Annotated in this window: 14 protein-coding genes and 1 pseudogene; 10 read left to right on the top strand and 5 right to left on the bottom strand. The window is 70.7% G+C overall.

From position 1 onward, the window contains the following. Positions 1-59: 59 nt before the first annotated feature. A complete protein-coding gene (locus tag L942_RS05795) occupies positions 60-1,274 on the top strand; it encodes a cytochrome P450 (protein WP_037355801.1) in 1,215 nt (404 codons plus the stop codon). A 13-nt stretch (positions 1,275-1,287) separates the two neighbouring features. Here the strand turns inward: L942_RS05795 and L942_RS05790 are convergent, their stop codons facing one another. From L942_RS05790 to L942_RS05770, 5 genes are all read right to left on the bottom strand, one after another. Continuing rightward, complete coding sequence (locus tag L942_RS05790) at positions 1,288-1,887, bottom strand: TetR/AcrR family transcriptional regulator (RefSeq protein WP_037355798.1); 600 nt, start codon at positions 1,885-1,887, stop codon at positions 1,288-1,290. Between the two features lie 30 nt (positions 1,888-1,917). Further along, positions 1,918-2,988, bottom strand: coding sequence for a hypothetical protein (locus L942_RS05785; RefSeq protein WP_037355796.1), 1,071 nt, complete (start codon positions 2,986-2,988; stop codon positions 1,918-1,920). After that, positions 2,985-4,445, bottom strand: coding sequence for an FAD-dependent oxidoreductase (locus L942_RS05780; RefSeq protein WP_037355793.1), 1,461 nt, complete (start codon positions 4,443-4,445; stop codon positions 2,985-2,987). The genes L942_RS05785 and L942_RS05780 overlap by 4 nt, the downstream gene beginning before the upstream one ends. A 66-nt stretch (positions 4,446-4,511) precedes the next feature. Then, the gene (locus L942_RS05775; RefSeq protein ID WP_037355791.1) at positions 4,512-5,963 is read right to left on the bottom strand and encodes an amidase; all 1,452 of its coding nucleotides are present in this window, start codon (positions 5,961-5,963) and stop codon (positions 4,512-4,514) included. A gap of 70 nt (positions 5,964-6,033) precedes the next feature. Further along, positions 6,034-6,711 (bottom strand): GntR family transcriptional regulator, encoded by a 678-nt coding sequence (locus L942_RS05770; protein WP_037355875.1) that lies wholly within the window; start codon positions 6,709-6,711, stop codon positions 6,034-6,036. A 228-nt stretch (positions 6,712-6,939) separates the two neighbouring features. Here L942_RS05770 and L942_RS05765 point away from each other — a divergent pair, with 228 nt between their 5' ends. The 9 genes and pseudogenes from L942_RS05765 to L942_RS05725 form a co-directional block, all read left to right on the top strand. Beyond that, positions 6,940-8,109, top strand: a complete 1,170-nt coding sequence (locus tag L942_RS05765) for an acyl-CoA dehydrogenase family protein (RefSeq protein ID WP_037355783.1) — start codon at positions 6,940-6,942, stop codon at positions 8,107-8,109. Continuing rightward, positions 8,106-8,936: an HpcH/HpaI aldolase/citrate lyase family protein gene (locus L942_RS05760; RefSeq protein ID WP_037355775.1), complete on the top strand. Its 831-nt coding sequence runs from the start codon at positions 8,106-8,108 to the stop codon at positions 8,934-8,936. Before L942_RS05765 ends, L942_RS05760 begins: the two co-directional genes overlap by 4 nt. After that, positions 8,933-10,081: an acyl-CoA dehydrogenase family protein gene (locus L942_RS05755; RefSeq protein WP_037355772.1), complete on the top strand. Its 1,149-nt coding sequence runs from the start codon at positions 8,933-8,935 to the stop codon at positions 10,079-10,081. Before L942_RS05760 ends, L942_RS05755 begins: the two co-directional genes overlap by 4 nt. A gap of 9 nt (positions 10,082-10,090) precedes the next feature. Then, positions 10,091-10,825 (top strand): 3-oxoacyl-ACP reductase FabG, encoded by a 735-nt coding sequence (gene fabG, locus L942_RS05750; RefSeq protein ID WP_037355769.1) that lies wholly within the window; start codon positions 10,091-10,093, stop codon positions 10,823-10,825. Further along, a complete protein-coding gene (locus tag L942_RS05745) occupies positions 10,822-11,685 on the top strand; it encodes an FAS1-like dehydratase domain-containing protein (RefSeq protein ID WP_037355768.1) in 864 nt (287 codons plus the stop codon). Before fabG ends, L942_RS05745 begins: the two co-directional genes overlap by 4 nt. Continuing rightward, positions 11,678-12,892 carry an acetyl-CoA C-acetyltransferase gene (locus tag L942_RS05740; RefSeq protein WP_037355766.1) on the top strand — a complete coding sequence of 405 codons (1,215 nt, stop codon included), beginning with the start codon at positions 11,678-11,680 and terminating at the stop codon, positions 12,890-12,892. The genes L942_RS05745 and L942_RS05740 overlap by 8 nt, the downstream gene beginning before the upstream one ends. Then, positions 12,889-13,344, top strand: a complete 456-nt coding sequence (locus tag L942_RS05735; RefSeq protein WP_037355761.1) for a MaoC family dehydratase — start codon at positions 12,889-12,891, stop codon at positions 13,342-13,344. The genes L942_RS05740 and L942_RS05735 overlap by 4 nt, the downstream gene beginning before the upstream one ends. Beyond that, entirely contained in the window at positions 13,341-15,029 is a 1,689-nt protein-coding gene (locus L942_RS05730; protein ID WP_037355755.1) for a CoA-transferase, read from the top strand. The genes L942_RS05735 and L942_RS05730 overlap by 4 nt, the downstream gene beginning before the upstream one ends. After that, a pseudogene (locus L942_RS05725) lies at positions 15,026-15,226 on the top strand (enoyl-CoA hydratase); the annotation flags it as partial. The gene L942_RS05730 and the pseudogene L942_RS05725, both read left to right, overlap by 4 nt.

Genomic DNA, 15,226 nt, shown 5'->3' with positions numbered 1-15,226 from the left:
CTCCGTGTCTGGCCTCCCGGAGATCGTGGGGACACCAAGCCACCACGAAAGGATTCCCGATGAGCCAGCAGCTTTCCCCGGTCAACGGCCTGCCGATGGACCGCGACGCCGGCCCGTTCGACCCGCCCGCCGCGATCACCGCGCTGCGCGAAACCCGTCCGGTCAGCCCGATGCTGTTCCCGGACGGCCACGAGGGCTGGCTGGTCACCGGCTACGACGCGGTGCGGCAGGTCATGTCCGACGCGCGCTTCAGCAGCCGCCAGGACCTCGGCGCGCTCCACGTGCCCTACGAAACGCCGGGAATGCCGGTCGCCACCGAGCCGTCGCCGCAGATCCCCGGCCTGTTCATCAGCATGGACGCGCCCGACCACACCCGGTTGCGGCGCAAGCTCACCGGGGCCTTCACTGTCAAGCGGATGAAGCAGCTCGAAGACGGCATCATCAAGATCACCGAACAGCAGCTGGACGCGCTCGCGCAGCTCCCCCAGCCGGTCGATCTCGTGCGGGAGTTCGCGCTTCCGGTGCCGTCGCTGGTGATCTGCGAGCTGCTCGGGGTTCCCTACGCCGACCGCGAGACCTTCCAGGCGAACTCGTCGAAGTTCATGGAACGGGACGTGAACCTCGAAGACAAGATGGCCGCGTTCGGCGCGATGATGGGCTACCTCGGCCAGCTGTGCGCGGACAAGCGCGCCGACCCCGGCGAGGACATCCTTTCCGACCTCGCCCGCGACGAGGACCTCAGCGTCGAAGAGCTGACCGGCATGGCGTTCCTGCTGTTGCTCGCCGGACACGAGACCACCGCGAACATGCTGTCGCTGGGCGCGTTCGCGTTGCTGGAGAACCCCGCGCAGCTCGCTGAGCTGCGCGCCGACCCGACGCTGTTCCCGAACGCAGTGGAAGAGCTGCTGCGCTACCTGTCGGTGGCGGACATCTTCTACCGCTACGCGACCGAGGACGTCGAACTCTTCGGCGAGACGATCCCGGCCGGCTCGACCGTCGTCGTGTCCCTGCTCGCGGCCAACCGCGACCCGCGGCACTTCGAGCACCCCGACACCATCGACCTGCGCCGCAAGGTCCGCGGGCAGGTCGCGTTCGGGCACGGCATCCACCAGTGCCTGGGACAGCAGCTGGCCCGGATCGAGATGCGCGCCGGGTTCGAGGGGTTGTTGCGCCGCTTCCCCGGCCTGCGGCTGGCGGTTCCGGCGGAGGAGGTGCCGTTGCGGACCAACATGAACATCTACGGGTTGCACCAGCTTCCGGTCGCCTGGTCCTGACCGGGCGGGCGGATCACCCGCGCAGGGCCGGTCCGATCCAGCGGCGCACCATCCCGCGGAGTTCGTCGTCGGTCGCCGGGGGCGTCGAAGGGTATTGCAGGAACGACATGAACAGCCGCATCAAGATCTCGGCGAGTTCCTGGAGTTCGGCGTCGGTGCGCACCCCGGCGGCGGCCCAGTCGACCTCGGTGTCCCGCAGGATCCGCGCGCCCAGGGAAAACGACGGCGGCGTGGCGGTTCCGGCGGTGAAGTAGTCGGCTTCCCCGGCCTGCAGGAGGAGACCGAGGTAAGGCTCGTCGGGCAGGCTGCGGACGGCGAAGACGACGGATTCGACGGCGACCTCGACCGGGCTGTCGAACGTGGACAGGTGCTGCCGCATCCGTTCGGCGAACTCGTCGGCGCCCGCGTGCGCGACGGCCCGCAGGATCTCGGCCAGGCCGGGGAAATAGCGGTAGACGGTCTGCCGGGTGACCCCGGCTTCCGCGGCGATGTGGGAGAGGTTGGTCTTCGCCAGCCCGGCGCGGTCGATGCACGCGATCGCCGCCTGCACGATCCGGCGGCGTGCCTCGTCCTCGGCGCCGGGCGGGTGGCCCTGCCATCCGTGGTACCCCATGGCGGCTATCGTCCCAGACGAAACCTCGGCTCAACGACGGACGGCGCGTTGCGCGGCCAGCAGCAGGCCGGCGCCGACGAAACACGCGAGCGCGTACGGGCCGCTTCCGATCGGAGAACCGGCGCTGGTGACGCCGTTCCGGGCGCCGAGGTAAGCAGGCAGCGCGCCGAGCCAGAACACCGCCATCCCGCCCAGGTAGATCCAGGGGTAGTACCGGCCGAAGGCCGACAGCGGCTCGTTCCGGCGCTCGCCGGAACGCACCTGCGCCCCGACGATCCATGCGCCGCCGAGCCAGACGAGGGCCAATTCCGCGCCCAGCACCCACGTCTGCACCGGGCGGTTGCCGTCGAACAGGCTCGCCGGGAGCCCGGCGACCGCCATGGTGAACGGAGTGAGGACGCCCGCGGCGAGAACGCGCGGAACCAATCGCCAGCCGCGGCGCGTCGGGCTGCCGGTGAAACGCACGACCAGGTAAGTCATCGCCGCCATCGAAACCGAGGCGAACAGCAGCATGCTGGTCATCGGCACGGAAGCCAGCGCGGGCTGGTTGACGATGCGGTTGGCCGGGTTCCAGGCCCACCACTTCAGCTGCGGGCCCACCTGGTCGAAAACCTCGTAGAAGATCTGGCAGGCGAGCGCCACCGCGACGGACCCGGCCAGCGGGCCGCGGCTGCGGAAAATCCCCAGCGACCGCACGAGTTCGTAGGCGAGCTGGCTGATCACCGGATAGAACGCCACGATGTAGAGCGGCAGCCGGTCCCCCATGAACTGCACGGTGAACCGGTTGTGCGCGAAGATGAATCCGTACAGCCGGTCCAGGCCGAACCATTCGGGGAAATACAGCGGCGGTTCGGTGACGACGAGATAGACCAGCGAAGCCCACCACAGCGCCAGGTTGACCGGGTCGCCCGCGCGGTAGCGGCGGATGGCGTGCCAGAGCGCGAAAACCGCGCCGCTGATGATCAGCAGCTCCAGCAGCGGCATCGTCCAGTGCGCCAACTCCCACGGCGCCCGGACCGAGACCACCGGGCTGACCTGGTGGCAGTCGAAGCCGAGCTGCCGGGTGACCTCCTCCGCCTCCGGCCCGCAGGCGGCGCTCATCCCGCGACCGCGACCGGCGAATAGTCGGTGGCGGGCGGCTCCGCTTGCGGATCGAAGCCGAAGGGCACGCGGTGCCTGCCGAGCGCGGAGCGGACGCAGTAGCGAGCCAGTCCGGCGAGCACACGCGGGCTGCGCATCATGTCGCCCAGCGACTCGTCCAGGTTGAACACCTTGGCGAAGTGCTCGTCGACGACGTCGTCCTCCCGGGCGGCGCCGACGATGAGGCTGAACGCGGGAGCGGAGACAGCCGCGAGCAGACGGCGTTGCCACGCGGGCAGCCGTTCGGTGCCCTCCGCGCACTCGTAACCCCGATCGCGGGCCATCGCCAGCGTCCACGGCACCTGGAGCAGTTTGCGTTGCGCCCGCAGGAATCGCGCGCTGAAACCGGGGTCGAGACTGGCGGCGCGGGCCAGATGTGCGCGCAGCAGCAGCGCCGAACCCGAAGCGGAACTGATGCCCTGTGCGTAGAACGGATTGAACGCGCAGATCGAGTCGCCGACGAACACGAGGCCGCGCGGCGGGCTCGCCCAGCGGTCGTAGCGCCGCCAGCGGTTGCCGGTGGACCGCGTCAGATGCACCTCCGAGGCCGGCGTGCACCGGTCCATCGCGGCCGCGAACAACGGCGTCCGCGTCCGGCGCGCGGATTCGACGAAAGCGTCGGCCGTCCGCGGCATTTCCAGCCCCCATGAGCCCATGCAGGCGATGACCCGGTCGCCTTCGATCGGAAAGAAGTTGACCAGGTACTCGTGCTCGGCGGGGTGCCGGCCGCGGTCCTGCGTCGGCATCAGCACCAGATGCCGCCACCACCAGGACGCCGGACGGCGCTCGGGCGGGGGCAGTTCGTACCAGCGCGACGTGTAGGTGACCTTGGCGTCGAGCGTCCGCACCTCCGGCTCCGGCCAACCCGCCGCCACCAGCCACTTCGCGACCGGCGAGCCGCGGCCCATCGCGTCCACGACGAAGTCGGCGTCCACATGCTCCTCGCCGCCGGGCGCGGTGAGGTCCACGCCGGTGACCGCTCCGCCCGCAGTGGCCAGGCCGCGCACCGAGACGTGCTCCCGGATCTCCACATTGGACAGTTCGCGCACCTTGTCCCGCAGCACGCGTTCGATCAGGACGCGCGAGCTGTAGACCATCGTCATCGCACTGCGCTTGCGCGCCGACCAGCCCTCGCGGTCCAGGTAGGCGGCGTCCATCGACGGCATCAGATGCAGTCCGCCCGCCGCGACGAGGTCGTCCTCGAACCCGGGAAAGAGCTCGGTGATCGCCCGGCGGCCGGAGTTCAGCAGGAAGTGCGGGTGCTTGCTCTGCGGCACGCCGCGCCGATGCTCGGCTCCCTCCGGAAGCTCGTCGCGCTCCAGCACGAGCACCTGGTCGAAGTGCGGGGCCAGCGCCCCGGCCGTGCACAGGCCCGCGACGCTTCCGCCGAGGACGACAGCGGTCTTGCCGAGCTTCATCCGAACCAGCTCCGCTCCGTCATTCATGCAAAGTTGGAGATAATGTATGAATGACGGAGCGGAGTGTCAATGCGGCTCCCGGAACCCGCCGATCTTCTGCTCCAGCAGCTCAGCCAGCCGCAGCGGTGTCCGGTCCTCGAACATCGGGCCGACGATCTGCACCCCCACCGGCAAGCCCTCCGGGGAAAGGCCCGCGGGCACGGCGGTGGCGGGCAGTCCGGGCATGGTGGCCAGACCGGCCCAGACCAGCTGGTCGAAGAACGGGTACTGGACGCCGTCGATGTCGATCCGGCAGGCCAGCAGATCGGGATCGGGGTCGTGCGGGAACGCGGGGGTCGGCGTCACCGGGCACACCACCGCGTCGAACTCGGCGAAGAACTGCCGCCAGGCGTGCCGGTGGAGTTCGCGGCGGTGGTCCGCCGCGAGCCAGTCGCGGTGGGTGAGCACCATTCCCCGCAGCCGCGCCGCGTCCAGGCCCTGGTCGTTGTCGCTCAGTGCGGCGGCGCGGGTCTGCAAGTGCTCGTAGGCGTCGACGGGGAACCGCGCGACCGAGCCGGAGAACAGCAATTGGGTGTAGAGCGTCGCGGCTTCCTCCAGATCGGGCAGCAAGGGGCTGTGACGTTCGACTTGGGCGCCGGCGTCGGCCAGGGCGTCGGCTACCCGCTGCACTCCGGCGCGCACGGCGGCTCCGGTCGGCAGGAACGGGTGGTCGTCGAGCACCAGGACCCGGAAGTCGCTCAGCTTCTCGTGGCGCGCGGGCGGAAGGGCCAGTTCGTGGGCCACGCCGTAGGTCAGCGGGTCCGGTCCGGCCATGACGTCGAGCAGGAGCGCGAGGTCGCGGGCGGTGCGGGCCATCGGGCCGACGACGGCGAGGTCCAGGTCGACCGGCAACGCGGGCGTGTCCGGCAGGACCATGCCGCGGTTCGGCACCAGGCCGAGCGACGGCTTGTGCCCGTAGACCCCGCAGAAATGCGCGGGGGTGCGCAGCGAACCGCCGATGTCGGAGCCGATGGACAGCGCGCCGAAGCCGGCCGCCAGAGCCGCGGCCGATCCGCCGGAGGAGCCGCCCGGCGTGCGGTCGTGGTCCCACGGGTTGTTGGTGGTGCCGTAGACCGGATTGGCACTCTGCAGACCCTGCAAGCCTCGGGGCACGTTGGTCTTGCCGAGAAGGACCGCGCCGGCGGATTTGAGCCGCGAGACCTGCAGTGCGTCTTCGGCGGGGCGGAAGTCCCGGTGCTCGGGCAGGCCCCAGGTCGTGGGAAGTCCGGCGACGTTGTAGCACTCCTTGACCGTGACCGGGATGCCGAGCAGCGGCCGGTCTTCGCCGCGGGCGCGCGCCTGGTCGGCCTCCCGCGCGGCGGCGCGGGCCCGGGCGAAGTCCGGCACGCAGATCGCGTTGAGCGCCTTGTCTTCCCGCTCGATGCGGGCGATCGCCGCGTCGGTCAAGTCCACTGAGGACACTTCACCGGCCCGCAAGGCGGCCGCGAGGTCTTCGGCCGACTGAAAGTTCCGCTCCATGAAATCGACCGTAACGGGGGCCGGGCGGAGCCATAAAACCTCACTTCGCACAACCGTGCGGCGGCCTCGCTCAGCGGTCCCAGAAGCCTTGCCGCTCCAGCAACGCCACCGCGCGTTCGCCCGCGTCGGCGAGGTGCTTCTCCACCAGCGTGCGCGCCTTGGCGGCCGAGCGGGCCGACAGCGCGGCCAGGATCAGCCGGTGGTCGTCGCGCGCCTTGTCCGGCCAGTCTTCGTGTGCCTCGTAGAACCCGTGCGACACGGTTTTGACCAGGATGCCGAGCAGGGAGAGGAGCCGGCGCGAGTCGGCGGCGTAGTTGATCCGCCGGTGGAACTCGTAGTTCAGCCGTTCCTGTTCGGCCCGGTCCGCCGCGGACTCCATCCGGTCCGCCAGGTCGTGCAGCGCTTGCAGGCTTTCCGGGGACAGGTTCTTCGCCGCCCGCTCCGCGGCCAAGCCGGACACGACGCCGAACACGCGGAAGTGGTCCCGGATGTCGTCCCTCGTCATCTGCGCGACGAACGCGCCGCGCCGGGCGATGTGCTCCACCACGCCCTCGTGGTCGAGCGTGATCAGCGCTTCGCGGATGGGCAGCTTGCTGATGCCGAGTTCGTCGGCGAGCGCCTCCTGGTCGATCTTCGCCCCGGCGCGCAGCTGACCGGAGAAGACGCGGCGGCGGATCTCCTGCGCGGCCATCGCCTTGAGGTTCGCCGGACCGGTGCGGCGCGGTCCGGCGCTCGCGGTTTCGGGCATCGCCACGACCTTCTCCCATCCTGCCTCGGCGGCGGTATCGGATGAAGTATTACACGACCGTGGCACCCGCAGCGGCCGCTCCGGTCTCCCGGAGGAGCGCTCGCCGCGCGCGCAATATCGCTCTGACCTGCGGTGATGATAGCCGCGGAGATCATCCGGCAGTGTGAGGCATTCGATGATTTCTGATAAAGTATTTTCTCAGCGGGCGGTCTGCGTCATAGTGGGGGCATGGCAGCAGCGGTTACCCCCGAGGACTTCCGGCCGATCCTGGAGCTGGTGCGCGACTTCGTCCGGGCGAAGGTCGTTCCGCGCGAGCAGGAGATCATGGACGGCAACGCCATCCCCGACGATCTGCGCGCGCAGGCGGCGGAGATGGGCCTGTTCGGCTACGCGATCCCCCAGGAATGGGGCGGGCTCGGGCTCGACCTGACCCAGGACGTCGAGCTGGCGATGGAATTCGGCTACACCTCGCTCGCGCTGCGGTCGATGTTCGGCACGAACAACGGCATCGCCGGGCAGGTGCTGGTCGGCTTCGGCACCGAGGACCAGAAAAAGCAGTGGCTCGAGCGCATCGCCTCGGGCGAGGTCGTCGCGTCGTTCGCGCTGACCGAGCCGGGCGCCGGGTCCAATCCCGCCGGGCTGCGCACCAAGGCGGTGCGCGACGGCGACGACTGGGTGCTCGACGGGCAGAAGCGGTTCATCACCAACGCGCCCATCGCGGACCTGTTCGTCGTCTTCGCGCGCACCCGCCCCGCGGACGACTCCGGGCCCGGCATCGCGGTGTTCCTCGTCCCGGCGGACACGCCGGGCCTGGAGGTCGGGCCGAAGGACAAGAAGATGGGCCAGGAAGGCGCCTGGACCGCGGACGTCACCTTCAACAACGTTCGCGTGCCGGCCTCCGCGCTCGTCGGCGGGAACGAGGACGCCGGATACCGCGCCGCGATGACGTCGCTGGCTCGCGGCCGTGTCCACATCGCCGCGCTCGCGGTCGGTTCCGCGCAGCGGGCGTTGGACGAGTCCGTCGCGTACGCCGCGTCGGCGACGCAGGGCGGTCAGCCGATCGGCGATTTCCAGCTGGTGCAAGCAATGCTGGCCGACCAGCAGACCGGCGTGATGGCCGGGCGTGCGCTGGTGCGCGAGACCGCGGCGCGCTACGTCTCCGGCGAGGACCGCCGGATCGGGCCGTCCGCGGCGAAGCTGTACTGCACGGAGATGGCGGGCAAGGTCGCCGACCTCGCGGTGCAGATCCACGGCGGCACCGGGTACATGCGCGAGGTGCCGGTCGAGCGGATCTACCGCGACATCCGGCTGCTGCGGCTTTACGAAGGCACCAGCGAGATCCAGCGCCTGATCATCGGCGGCGGCCTGGTCCGCCAGGCGAAGAAGGCGCAGAAATGACCAGCCGCGCGGCTGCCCGGGCCCGGGAAGCGGCGACCCTCCTGTTCGTCCCGGGCGACCGGCCGGAACGCTTCGGCAAGGCGATGGCCGCCGGACCGAGCCTGGTCGTGCTCGATCTGGAGGACGCCGTCGCCCCGGACCGCAAGGAGTACGCGCGGGAACAAGTCGTCGCGTGGCTCGAGGAGAACCCCGAGTGCGCGGTGCGGGTCAACGCCGCCGGCACCGCCTGGCACGACGAAGATCTCGCCGTGCTCAGGCGGCGCCGGTGCACCGTGATGCTGCCGAAGGCCGAACCCGCGACGACCCGCGCGGCGGGCGAACAGCTCGGCGTGCTGCCGGTCGTGATCGCGCTGGTCGAAACCGCGCGCGGCGTGCTGGACGCGCGGGAGACCGCGACCGTCCCGAACGTGCAGCGCCTCGCGTTCGGCAGCTTCGATCTCGCCGCGGAACTGGGCGCCGACCCGGCCGACCGGGACGCGTTCGTCGCGGCGCGGGGCGCGCTCGTGCTCGCCTCCGCCGCCGCCGGACTGCCGGGGCCGATCGACGGCGTCACCGCGGATCTGGACAACGAGGCACACCTCACCGACGAAGTCCACTACGCACGGCGACTCGGGTTCGCCGGAAAGCTGTGCGTGCACCCGAAACAGGTACCCGTCGCCGCCGCGGCACTGCGGCCGTCACGCGAAGAAGTCCGCTGGGCGCGGTCGGTCCTCGACGCCGCCGAAACGGGCGGCGCGGTCGCGGTGGGCGGGCAGATGGTCGACAAGCCGGTGCTGGAGCGCGCCCAGCGCGTCCTCCGGCAGGCACGAGAAGGGAACGGGCGATGACGCTCACCGACGACGAACAGCAGATGGTCGCCCTGGTCGCGGAGTTCGTGGACGAACGGGTCCGGCCCCGGGTCCGCGAATTCGAAGCCGACGACATCTATCCGGCCGAGTTCATCGACGAGATGAAGAAACTCGGCTTCTTCGGCCTGCTCGCGCCGGCCGAATACGGCGGCGTGGACGTCAGCACCGCCTGTTTCGCCCGGGTCACCGAGGAACTCGCGCGCGGCTGGATGAGCCTCGCCGGCGCGATCGGCGGGCACTCCGTCATCACCTACCTGATCAAGACGTTCGGCACTCCGGAGCAGCGCGAGAAGTACCTGCCCGCGATGGCCGAAGGCCGCATCCGCGCGACGATGGCGCTGACCGAACCGGGCGGCGGCAGCGACCTGCAAGCGATGCGCACCCAGGCGGTGCCGACCGACGACGGGTACACGATCACCGGCTCGAAGACCTGGATCTCCAACGCCGCGCACTCCGGCCTGATCGGCCTGCTGTGCATCACCGACCGCGACGCGAAACCCGCGCACCGCGGCATGAGCGTGCTCCTCGTCGAACCCGGCGACGGTCTCACCATCTCCAAGAAACTGCCGAAACTCGGCTACCGCGGCGTCGAGGCCTGCGAGCTGGTGTTCGACGGACAGCGGGTGCGCAAGGACGCGGTGCTCGGCGGCGAGCCGAACCAGGGCTGGTCGCACATGATGCGCGGGCTGGAAGTCGGCCGGATCCAGGTCGCCTCGCGGGCGCTGGGCGTCGGGCAGGCCGCGTTGAACGACGCCGTCCGCTACGCCCAGGAACGCGAATCCTTCGGCAAGCCGATCTGGAAGCACCAGTCCGTCGGCAACCTGCTCGCCGACATGGCCACGAAGATGCGCGCGGCCCGGCTGCTCACTTTGGACGCCGCGGAGAAGCTCGACGCGGGCGTGCGCGCGGACATGGAAGCCGGGATGGCCAAGCTGTTCGCTTCGGAAACCGCGATGCAGGTCGCGCTCGACGCCATCCGCGTCCACGGCGGCTACGGCTACTCCCGGGAATACGACGTCGAACGCTATTTCCGCGACGCGCCGCTGATGATCGTCGGCGAAGGCACCAACGAAATCCAGCGCAACGTCATCGCCGCCCAGCTCGTCGCCCGCAACAAGATCTGAGGGAACGCCATGACTCTGCTCAACGGCCGGACCGCTGTCGTCACCGGCGGCGCACAAGGCATCGGACTCGCCATCGCCCAGCTTTTCGTCGCCCAGGGCGCCCGCGTCGTGCTCGGCGACCTCAACGGCGAAGCGGCCGCGAAAGCCGCCGAAAGCCTGGACGGGGAAGCTGTCGGCGTCGCGTGCGACGTCACCAAAGCGGCCGATGTGGACGCTCTGCTCGCCGCTGCGGACGAGGCGTTCTCCCCGGTCGACGTGTTCGTCAACAACGCGGGCATCACCCGCGACGCGACCATGCGGACCATGACCGAGGAAGACTTCGACCAGGTCATTTCCGTGCACCTCAAGGGAACCTGGAACGGCACCCGCAAGGCCGCGGCGATCATGCGGGAACGCAAGAGCGGCGCGATCGTGAACCTGTCGTCGCTGTCGGGCAAGGTCGGCATGGTCGGCCAGACGAACTACTCCGCGGCCAAGGCCGGGATCGTCGGCCTGACCAAGGCCGCGGCGAAGGAGATGGCGCACCACGGCGTCCGGGTCAACGCGATCCAGCCCGGCCTGATCCGCACCGCGATGACCGAGGCCATGCCGCAGAAGGCGTGGGACCAGAAGATGGCCGAGATCCCGATGCGCCGCGCCGGCGAGGTCGGCGAAATCGCTTCGGTGGCACTGTTTCTCGCCTCCGATCTGTCGTCGTACATGACCGGCACGGTGCTCGAGGTGACCGGCGGGCGGTTCATGTGACCGGCTGGGAACCGCACGCGGTCACGACCGCGGAGCTGGTCGACCCGGCCCCGGTCGCGGCGCTGGCCGCGCTGTTCGACAACGGGCTGCCCGCGCCGCGGCCGGGCGACGACCTGCCGCCGCTGTGGCACTGGGTCGCGCTCCCCCGCTGGCCGGTTTCCTCGGAACTCGGCTCGGACGGGCATCCGGCGCGCGGGACGTTCCTGCCGCCGGTCGACCTGCCGCGGCGGATGTTCGCCGGCGGCGAGGTGACCGTGCACCGGCCGCCGAAGATCGGCGAGACGGTGACCCGCCGGTCCGTTGTGGACTCGGTGACGGAGAAATCCGGCCGCTCCGGACAGCTGGTGATCGTCGTCGTGCGGACCGTGCTGTCCGGAGTGGACGGCTCGCCGCTCGTCGAGGAACGGCAGGACCTGATTTACCGCGAAGCCGGCGCGACCGCGTCCGAAGCACCGGTCGAACCCGCCGCGCTGGCGGGCGCACCGTTCCGGCGCGGCGAGGACGGCTGGGAGTTCGCCACCGACCCCGCCTTGCTGATGCGCTTCTCCGCCGCCACCGCGAACGCGCACCGCATCCACTACGACTGGCCGTACGCGACCAGGGTCGAGGGCTATCCCGGCCTGGTCGTGCACGGGCCGCTGATGTCGCTGGCTTTGGCCGAGGTGTTGCGCCTGGACTCCCCCGGCGCGCGGGTCACCCGGCTGGCGCACCGCAACCTGGCCCCGCTGTTCTGCGGCCAGCCCGCGCACCTGCGCACCGAGCCGCGGCCCGGCGGCGCGACCCTGACCCTCGTCGGGGACGCCGGGCCGCGCACCAGCCTCGAAGCCGACTATCACGAGGAAGGCACTCCCCATGCGTGACGCCGTCATCTGCGAACCTGTCCGCACCCCGATCGGCCGCTTCGGCGGTTCGCTCAAGAGCGTGCCCGCCGCCGACCTCGGCACCATCGCGCTCAAGGGCCTGCTGGAGCGCACCGGCCTGCCCGCCGACGCGATCGACGACGTGATCCTCGGCCACTGCTACCCCAGCGCCGAAGCCCCCGCCATCGGCCGCGTCGTCGCGCTCGACGCGGGACTGCCGGTCACCGTCCCCGGCATGCAGGTCGACCGCCGCTGCGGCTCCGGGCTGCAGTCGGTGCTGCTGGCCGCGCTGCAGGTGCAGGCGGGTGCGAGCGACCTGATCGTCGCGGGCGGCGCGGAAAGCATGTCCAACACCGTCTTCTACGCCAACGACCTGCGCTGGGGCGCCGGCGGCGCGGGCGTCCACCTGCACGACTCGCTCACCCGCGGCCGCCAGACCCCCGGCGGCAAGCACTACCCGGTGCCCGGCGGAATGCTGGAGACCGCGGAGAACCTGCGACGGCAGTACGGCATCACGCGCGAGGAGCAGGACCGGCTCGCCGCCGAATCGCACCGGCGGGCCGTCGCCGCGCAGCAGTCCGGGGTGTTCGCCGAGGAGATCGTTCCGGTCCCGGTGGAGACGCGGAAGGGCACCATCGTCGTGGACACCGACGAGCACCCGCGGCCGGACACGACCGTCGAAACGCTCGCGAAGCTGAAGCCGGTGCTGGGCAAGCAGGATCCGGAGGCGACGGTCACCGCGGGGAACGCGAGTGGCCAGAACGACGCCGCCGCCGTGTGCATCGTGACCACCCGCGAACGCGCCGCCGAACTGGGCCTTCGCCCGCTGGTGCGGCTGGTCTCGCACGGTGTGGCCGGGGTCGAGCCGAAGGTGATGGGCATCGGTCCGGTGCCCGCCACGGCGCTCGCTCTGGAACGCGCCGGGCTCAAGATCTCCGACATCGACCTGATCGAACTCAACGAGGCGTTCGCCGCGCAGGCGCTGGCCTGCACCCGCGAATGGGGCTTCGGCGAGTCCGACTTCGACCGGCTCAACGTGCACGGTTCCGGGATCTCGCTGGGCCATCCGGTCGGCGCGACCGGCACCCGCATCCTCGCCACCATGGCACGGGAAATGCAGCGCCGCGAGGCCCGCTACGGGCTGGAAACCATGTGCATCGGCGGCGGGCAGGGCCTGGCCGCGGTCTTCGAGCGGGTGTCGGAATGAGCCGCGTCTTCGCTTCGGCCGACGAAGTCCGGGCGGCGATCGGCGAGGAAATCGGGCCGACCGAGTGGTTCGCCGTCGACCAGGCGCGGATCGACGCGTTCGCCGAAGCCACCGAAGACCGCCAGTGGATCCACACCGACCCCGAGCGGGCCGCGAACGGACCGTTCGGGACGACGATCGCGCACGGTTTCCTCACCCTGTCGCTGATCCCGTATTTCAGCGCGCAGCTGGTCCGGCTCGACTTCGGGTCCGCGCGGATCAACTACGGGCTGGGCAAGGTCCGCTTCCCGGCCCCGGTTCCGGTCGGCTCGCGGCTGCGCGCCCGCGCGACCTTCGCCGAGGTGAAAGAGGGCGCCGCCGGCGTCACCGTCACCACGCGGTACACGGTGGAACTCGAAGGCGCGGAGAAACCGGCGTGTGTCGCCGAAACTTTGGTGGTCGTGGCCGGATGACCGAGTTCTGCCGCCTGGACGAAGCTGTCGCCCGCCATGTTCGCGAGGGCGACGCGCTGCACGTCATCCTCGGACACAGCCGCTGGAGCGCGCTGGTGCGCGAGATCGCGCGGCAGCACTGGCAGCGGCCGTCGCGGTTCACGCTGATCATGGCCAGTCTGTCGTCGCTCGGCGCGGTGCTGTTCCGCGCCGGGTGCCTGGAAAAGGTCGTGACTGTCTACTCGGGAGACTCGTTTCCCGTGTTCACGCCCAATCCGGTGTTCCAGCAGTCCTATGCGGACGGTTCGGTCGAGGTCGAGAACTGGTCGTTCCTGAGCTACATCCAGGGTTTGCGCGCCGCCGCGACCGGCGTGCCCGCGGTGGTCACCGGCTCGGTGCGCGATTCTTCGATGGCCGAGAACCCCGGTTACGCCGAGGTCGACACGCCGTTCGGGCGCGTCGGTCTCGTCGCCCCGCTCACGCCGGACGTCGCGATCGTGCACGCCGCGGTCGCCGACCGGCAGGGCAATCTGGCCATCGCGCCGCCGATGTTCGAGGGTTCGATCGGCGCGTTCGCCGCGCGGCGCGGGGTGCTGGCGACGGTGGAGAAGGTGGTCGACGACCTGCGGCCGTGGGCGTCCTTCGTCCGCGTTCCGGCGCACCGGGTGCTGGCCGTCGTTGAGGCGCCCTTCGGCGCCCATCCGGGCGGGGTCTTCCCCGGCACCGAGGGCGCGCGGCTGCCGGTGGACGGCTACGCCGAGGACGTCGAGTTCTGGATCGCGGCGCGGGAGGCCAGCCGTTCGGCGGACTTCGACGACTGGATCCGCGAGTGGATCCTCGTGGACCACGACGCTTACCTGGCCAAGCTCGGCGAAGCACGGCTCACCGAGCTGACCCGCACGCTGGGCCGGCCGACGCCGCCCACCGGCCGCGGGGAGCACACCGGGCCGGTGACGCGTCCGGAACGCGCGGCGACCTGGCTCGCCGCGCTCGTCCGGTCCCGGATCGCCGAAACCGGCGCCGACGGGGTGCTGGCCGGCGCCGGGCTCGCGAACCTCGCCGCCTGGGTGGCCGTCGAACAGGCGAAGGCGGACGGGCACGAGGTCGCGCTGGCGGCCGAACTCGGCCTCTGGGACTACACGCCGACGCCCGGCGACCCGTTCATCTTCAGCTTCGCCAACTTCCCGTCGTCCTCTGTGCTGCTCGACACCGAGCAGGCGCTCGGGAACCTGGTGAACGGCCCGGCGACCCGGTCGATCGCCTGCGTCGGCGCGGCGGAGATCGACCGCGAGGGCAACATCAACACCACGCGCATCGAAGGCGGCCCGTACCTCGTGGGTTCGGGCGGCGGCAACGACGTGGTGACCGGGGCTGACGAGACGTACGTCGTCGGCACGATGAGCCCGCGGAGGTTCATCGAAAAATGCAGCTACGTCACCAGCCCCGGCGCGCGGGTCCGGGCCGTCGTGACCGACCTGGGCGTCCTGACCCGGCGGGACGGGGAACTGGTGCTCACCGCGATCGCGCCCGGGCCGGAGCCGCTGGCCGAACGCGTCGAGCACGTCCGGTCGCGGTGCGGCTGGGATCTCGCGGTGGCGGACGATCTGCGCGAACTGCCCGAGGTGACCGCGGACGACGTCCAGCAGCTGCGGAAATACGACCGCGAGGGCTTGTTCCTCGGCGACGGCAGGAAAGGAACGGCATGAGCCGCTACGCACAATTCGAGAACTTGCGGGTCGACGGGCCGGACGAGGACGGCGTCATCGAACTGGTCCTCGACGCCCCGAATCTCAACGCGGTCAGCGAAGCCGCGCACGCCGAACTCGCCGACATCTGGCGGGAATTCGACCGCGACCCGGCGGTGAAAGCCGTTCTGCTGCGCGGCGAGGGCAAGGGCTTCTCC

Origin of the sequence: Amycolatopsis orientalis DSM 43388 (genome assembly GCF_000411975.1) — a bacterium.
In the GTDB taxonomy this organism is placed as follows: Bacteria; Actinomycetota; Actinomycetes; order Mycobacteriales; family Pseudonocardiaceae; genus Amycolatopsis; species Amycolatopsis orientalis_D.
Note: the sequence above shows the minus strand (reverse complement) of the source record. Positions and strands in the feature narration are given on the sequence as shown.

What these genes read in the sequence shown, in the direction of transcription:
- L942_RS05790 (WP_037355798.1), bottom strand. Translation starts at nt 1,887, where the DNA reads ATGGGGTACCACGGATGGCAGGGCCACCCGCCCGGCGCCGAGGACGAG.
- L942_RS05755 (WP_037355772.1), top strand. Translation starts at nt 8,933, where the DNA reads ATGACGCTCACCGACGACGAACAGCAGATGGTCGCCCTGGTCGCGGAG.
- L942_RS05770 (WP_037355875.1), bottom strand. Translation starts at nt 6,711, where the DNA reads ATGCCCGAAACCGCGAGCGCCGGACCGCGCCGCACCGGTCCGGCGAAC.
- fabG (WP_037355769.1), top strand. Translation starts at nt 10,091, where the DNA reads ATGACTCTGCTCAACGGCCGGACCGCTGTCGTCACCGGCGGCGCACAA.
- L942_RS05730 (WP_037355755.1), top strand. Translation starts at nt 13,341, where the DNA reads ATGACCGAGTTCTGCCGCCTGGACGAAGCTGTCGCCCGCCATGTTCGC.
- L942_RS05795 (WP_037355801.1), top strand. Translation starts at nt 60, where the DNA reads ATGAGCCAGCAGCTTTCCCCGGTCAACGGCCTGCCGATGGACCGCGAC.
- L942_RS05760 (WP_037355775.1), top strand. Translation starts at nt 8,106, where the DNA reads ATGACCAGCCGCGCGGCTGCCCGGGCCCGGGAAGCGGCGACCCTCCTG.
- L942_RS05740 (WP_037355766.1), top strand. Translation starts at nt 11,678, where the DNA reads ATGCGTGACGCCGTCATCTGCGAACCTGTCCGCACCCCGATCGGCCGC.
- L942_RS05765 (WP_037355783.1), top strand. Translation starts at nt 6,940, where the DNA reads ATGGCAGCAGCGGTTACCCCCGAGGACTTCCGGCCGATCCTGGAGCTG.
- L942_RS05735 (WP_037355761.1), top strand. Translation starts at nt 12,889, where the DNA reads ATGAGCCGCGTCTTCGCTTCGGCCGACGAAGTCCGGGCGGCGATCGGC.
- L942_RS05785 (WP_037355796.1), bottom strand. Translation starts at nt 2,988, where the DNA reads ATGAGCGCCGCCTGCGGGCCGGAGGCGGAGGAGGTCACCCGGCAGCTC.
- L942_RS05775 (WP_037355791.1), bottom strand. Translation starts at nt 5,963, where the DNA reads ATGGAGCGGAACTTTCAGTCGGCCGAAGACCTCGCGGCCGCCTTGCGG.
- L942_RS05780 (WP_037355793.1), bottom strand. Translation starts at nt 4,445, where the DNA reads ATGAAGCTCGGCAAGACCGCTGTCGTCCTCGGCGGAAGCGTCGCGGGC.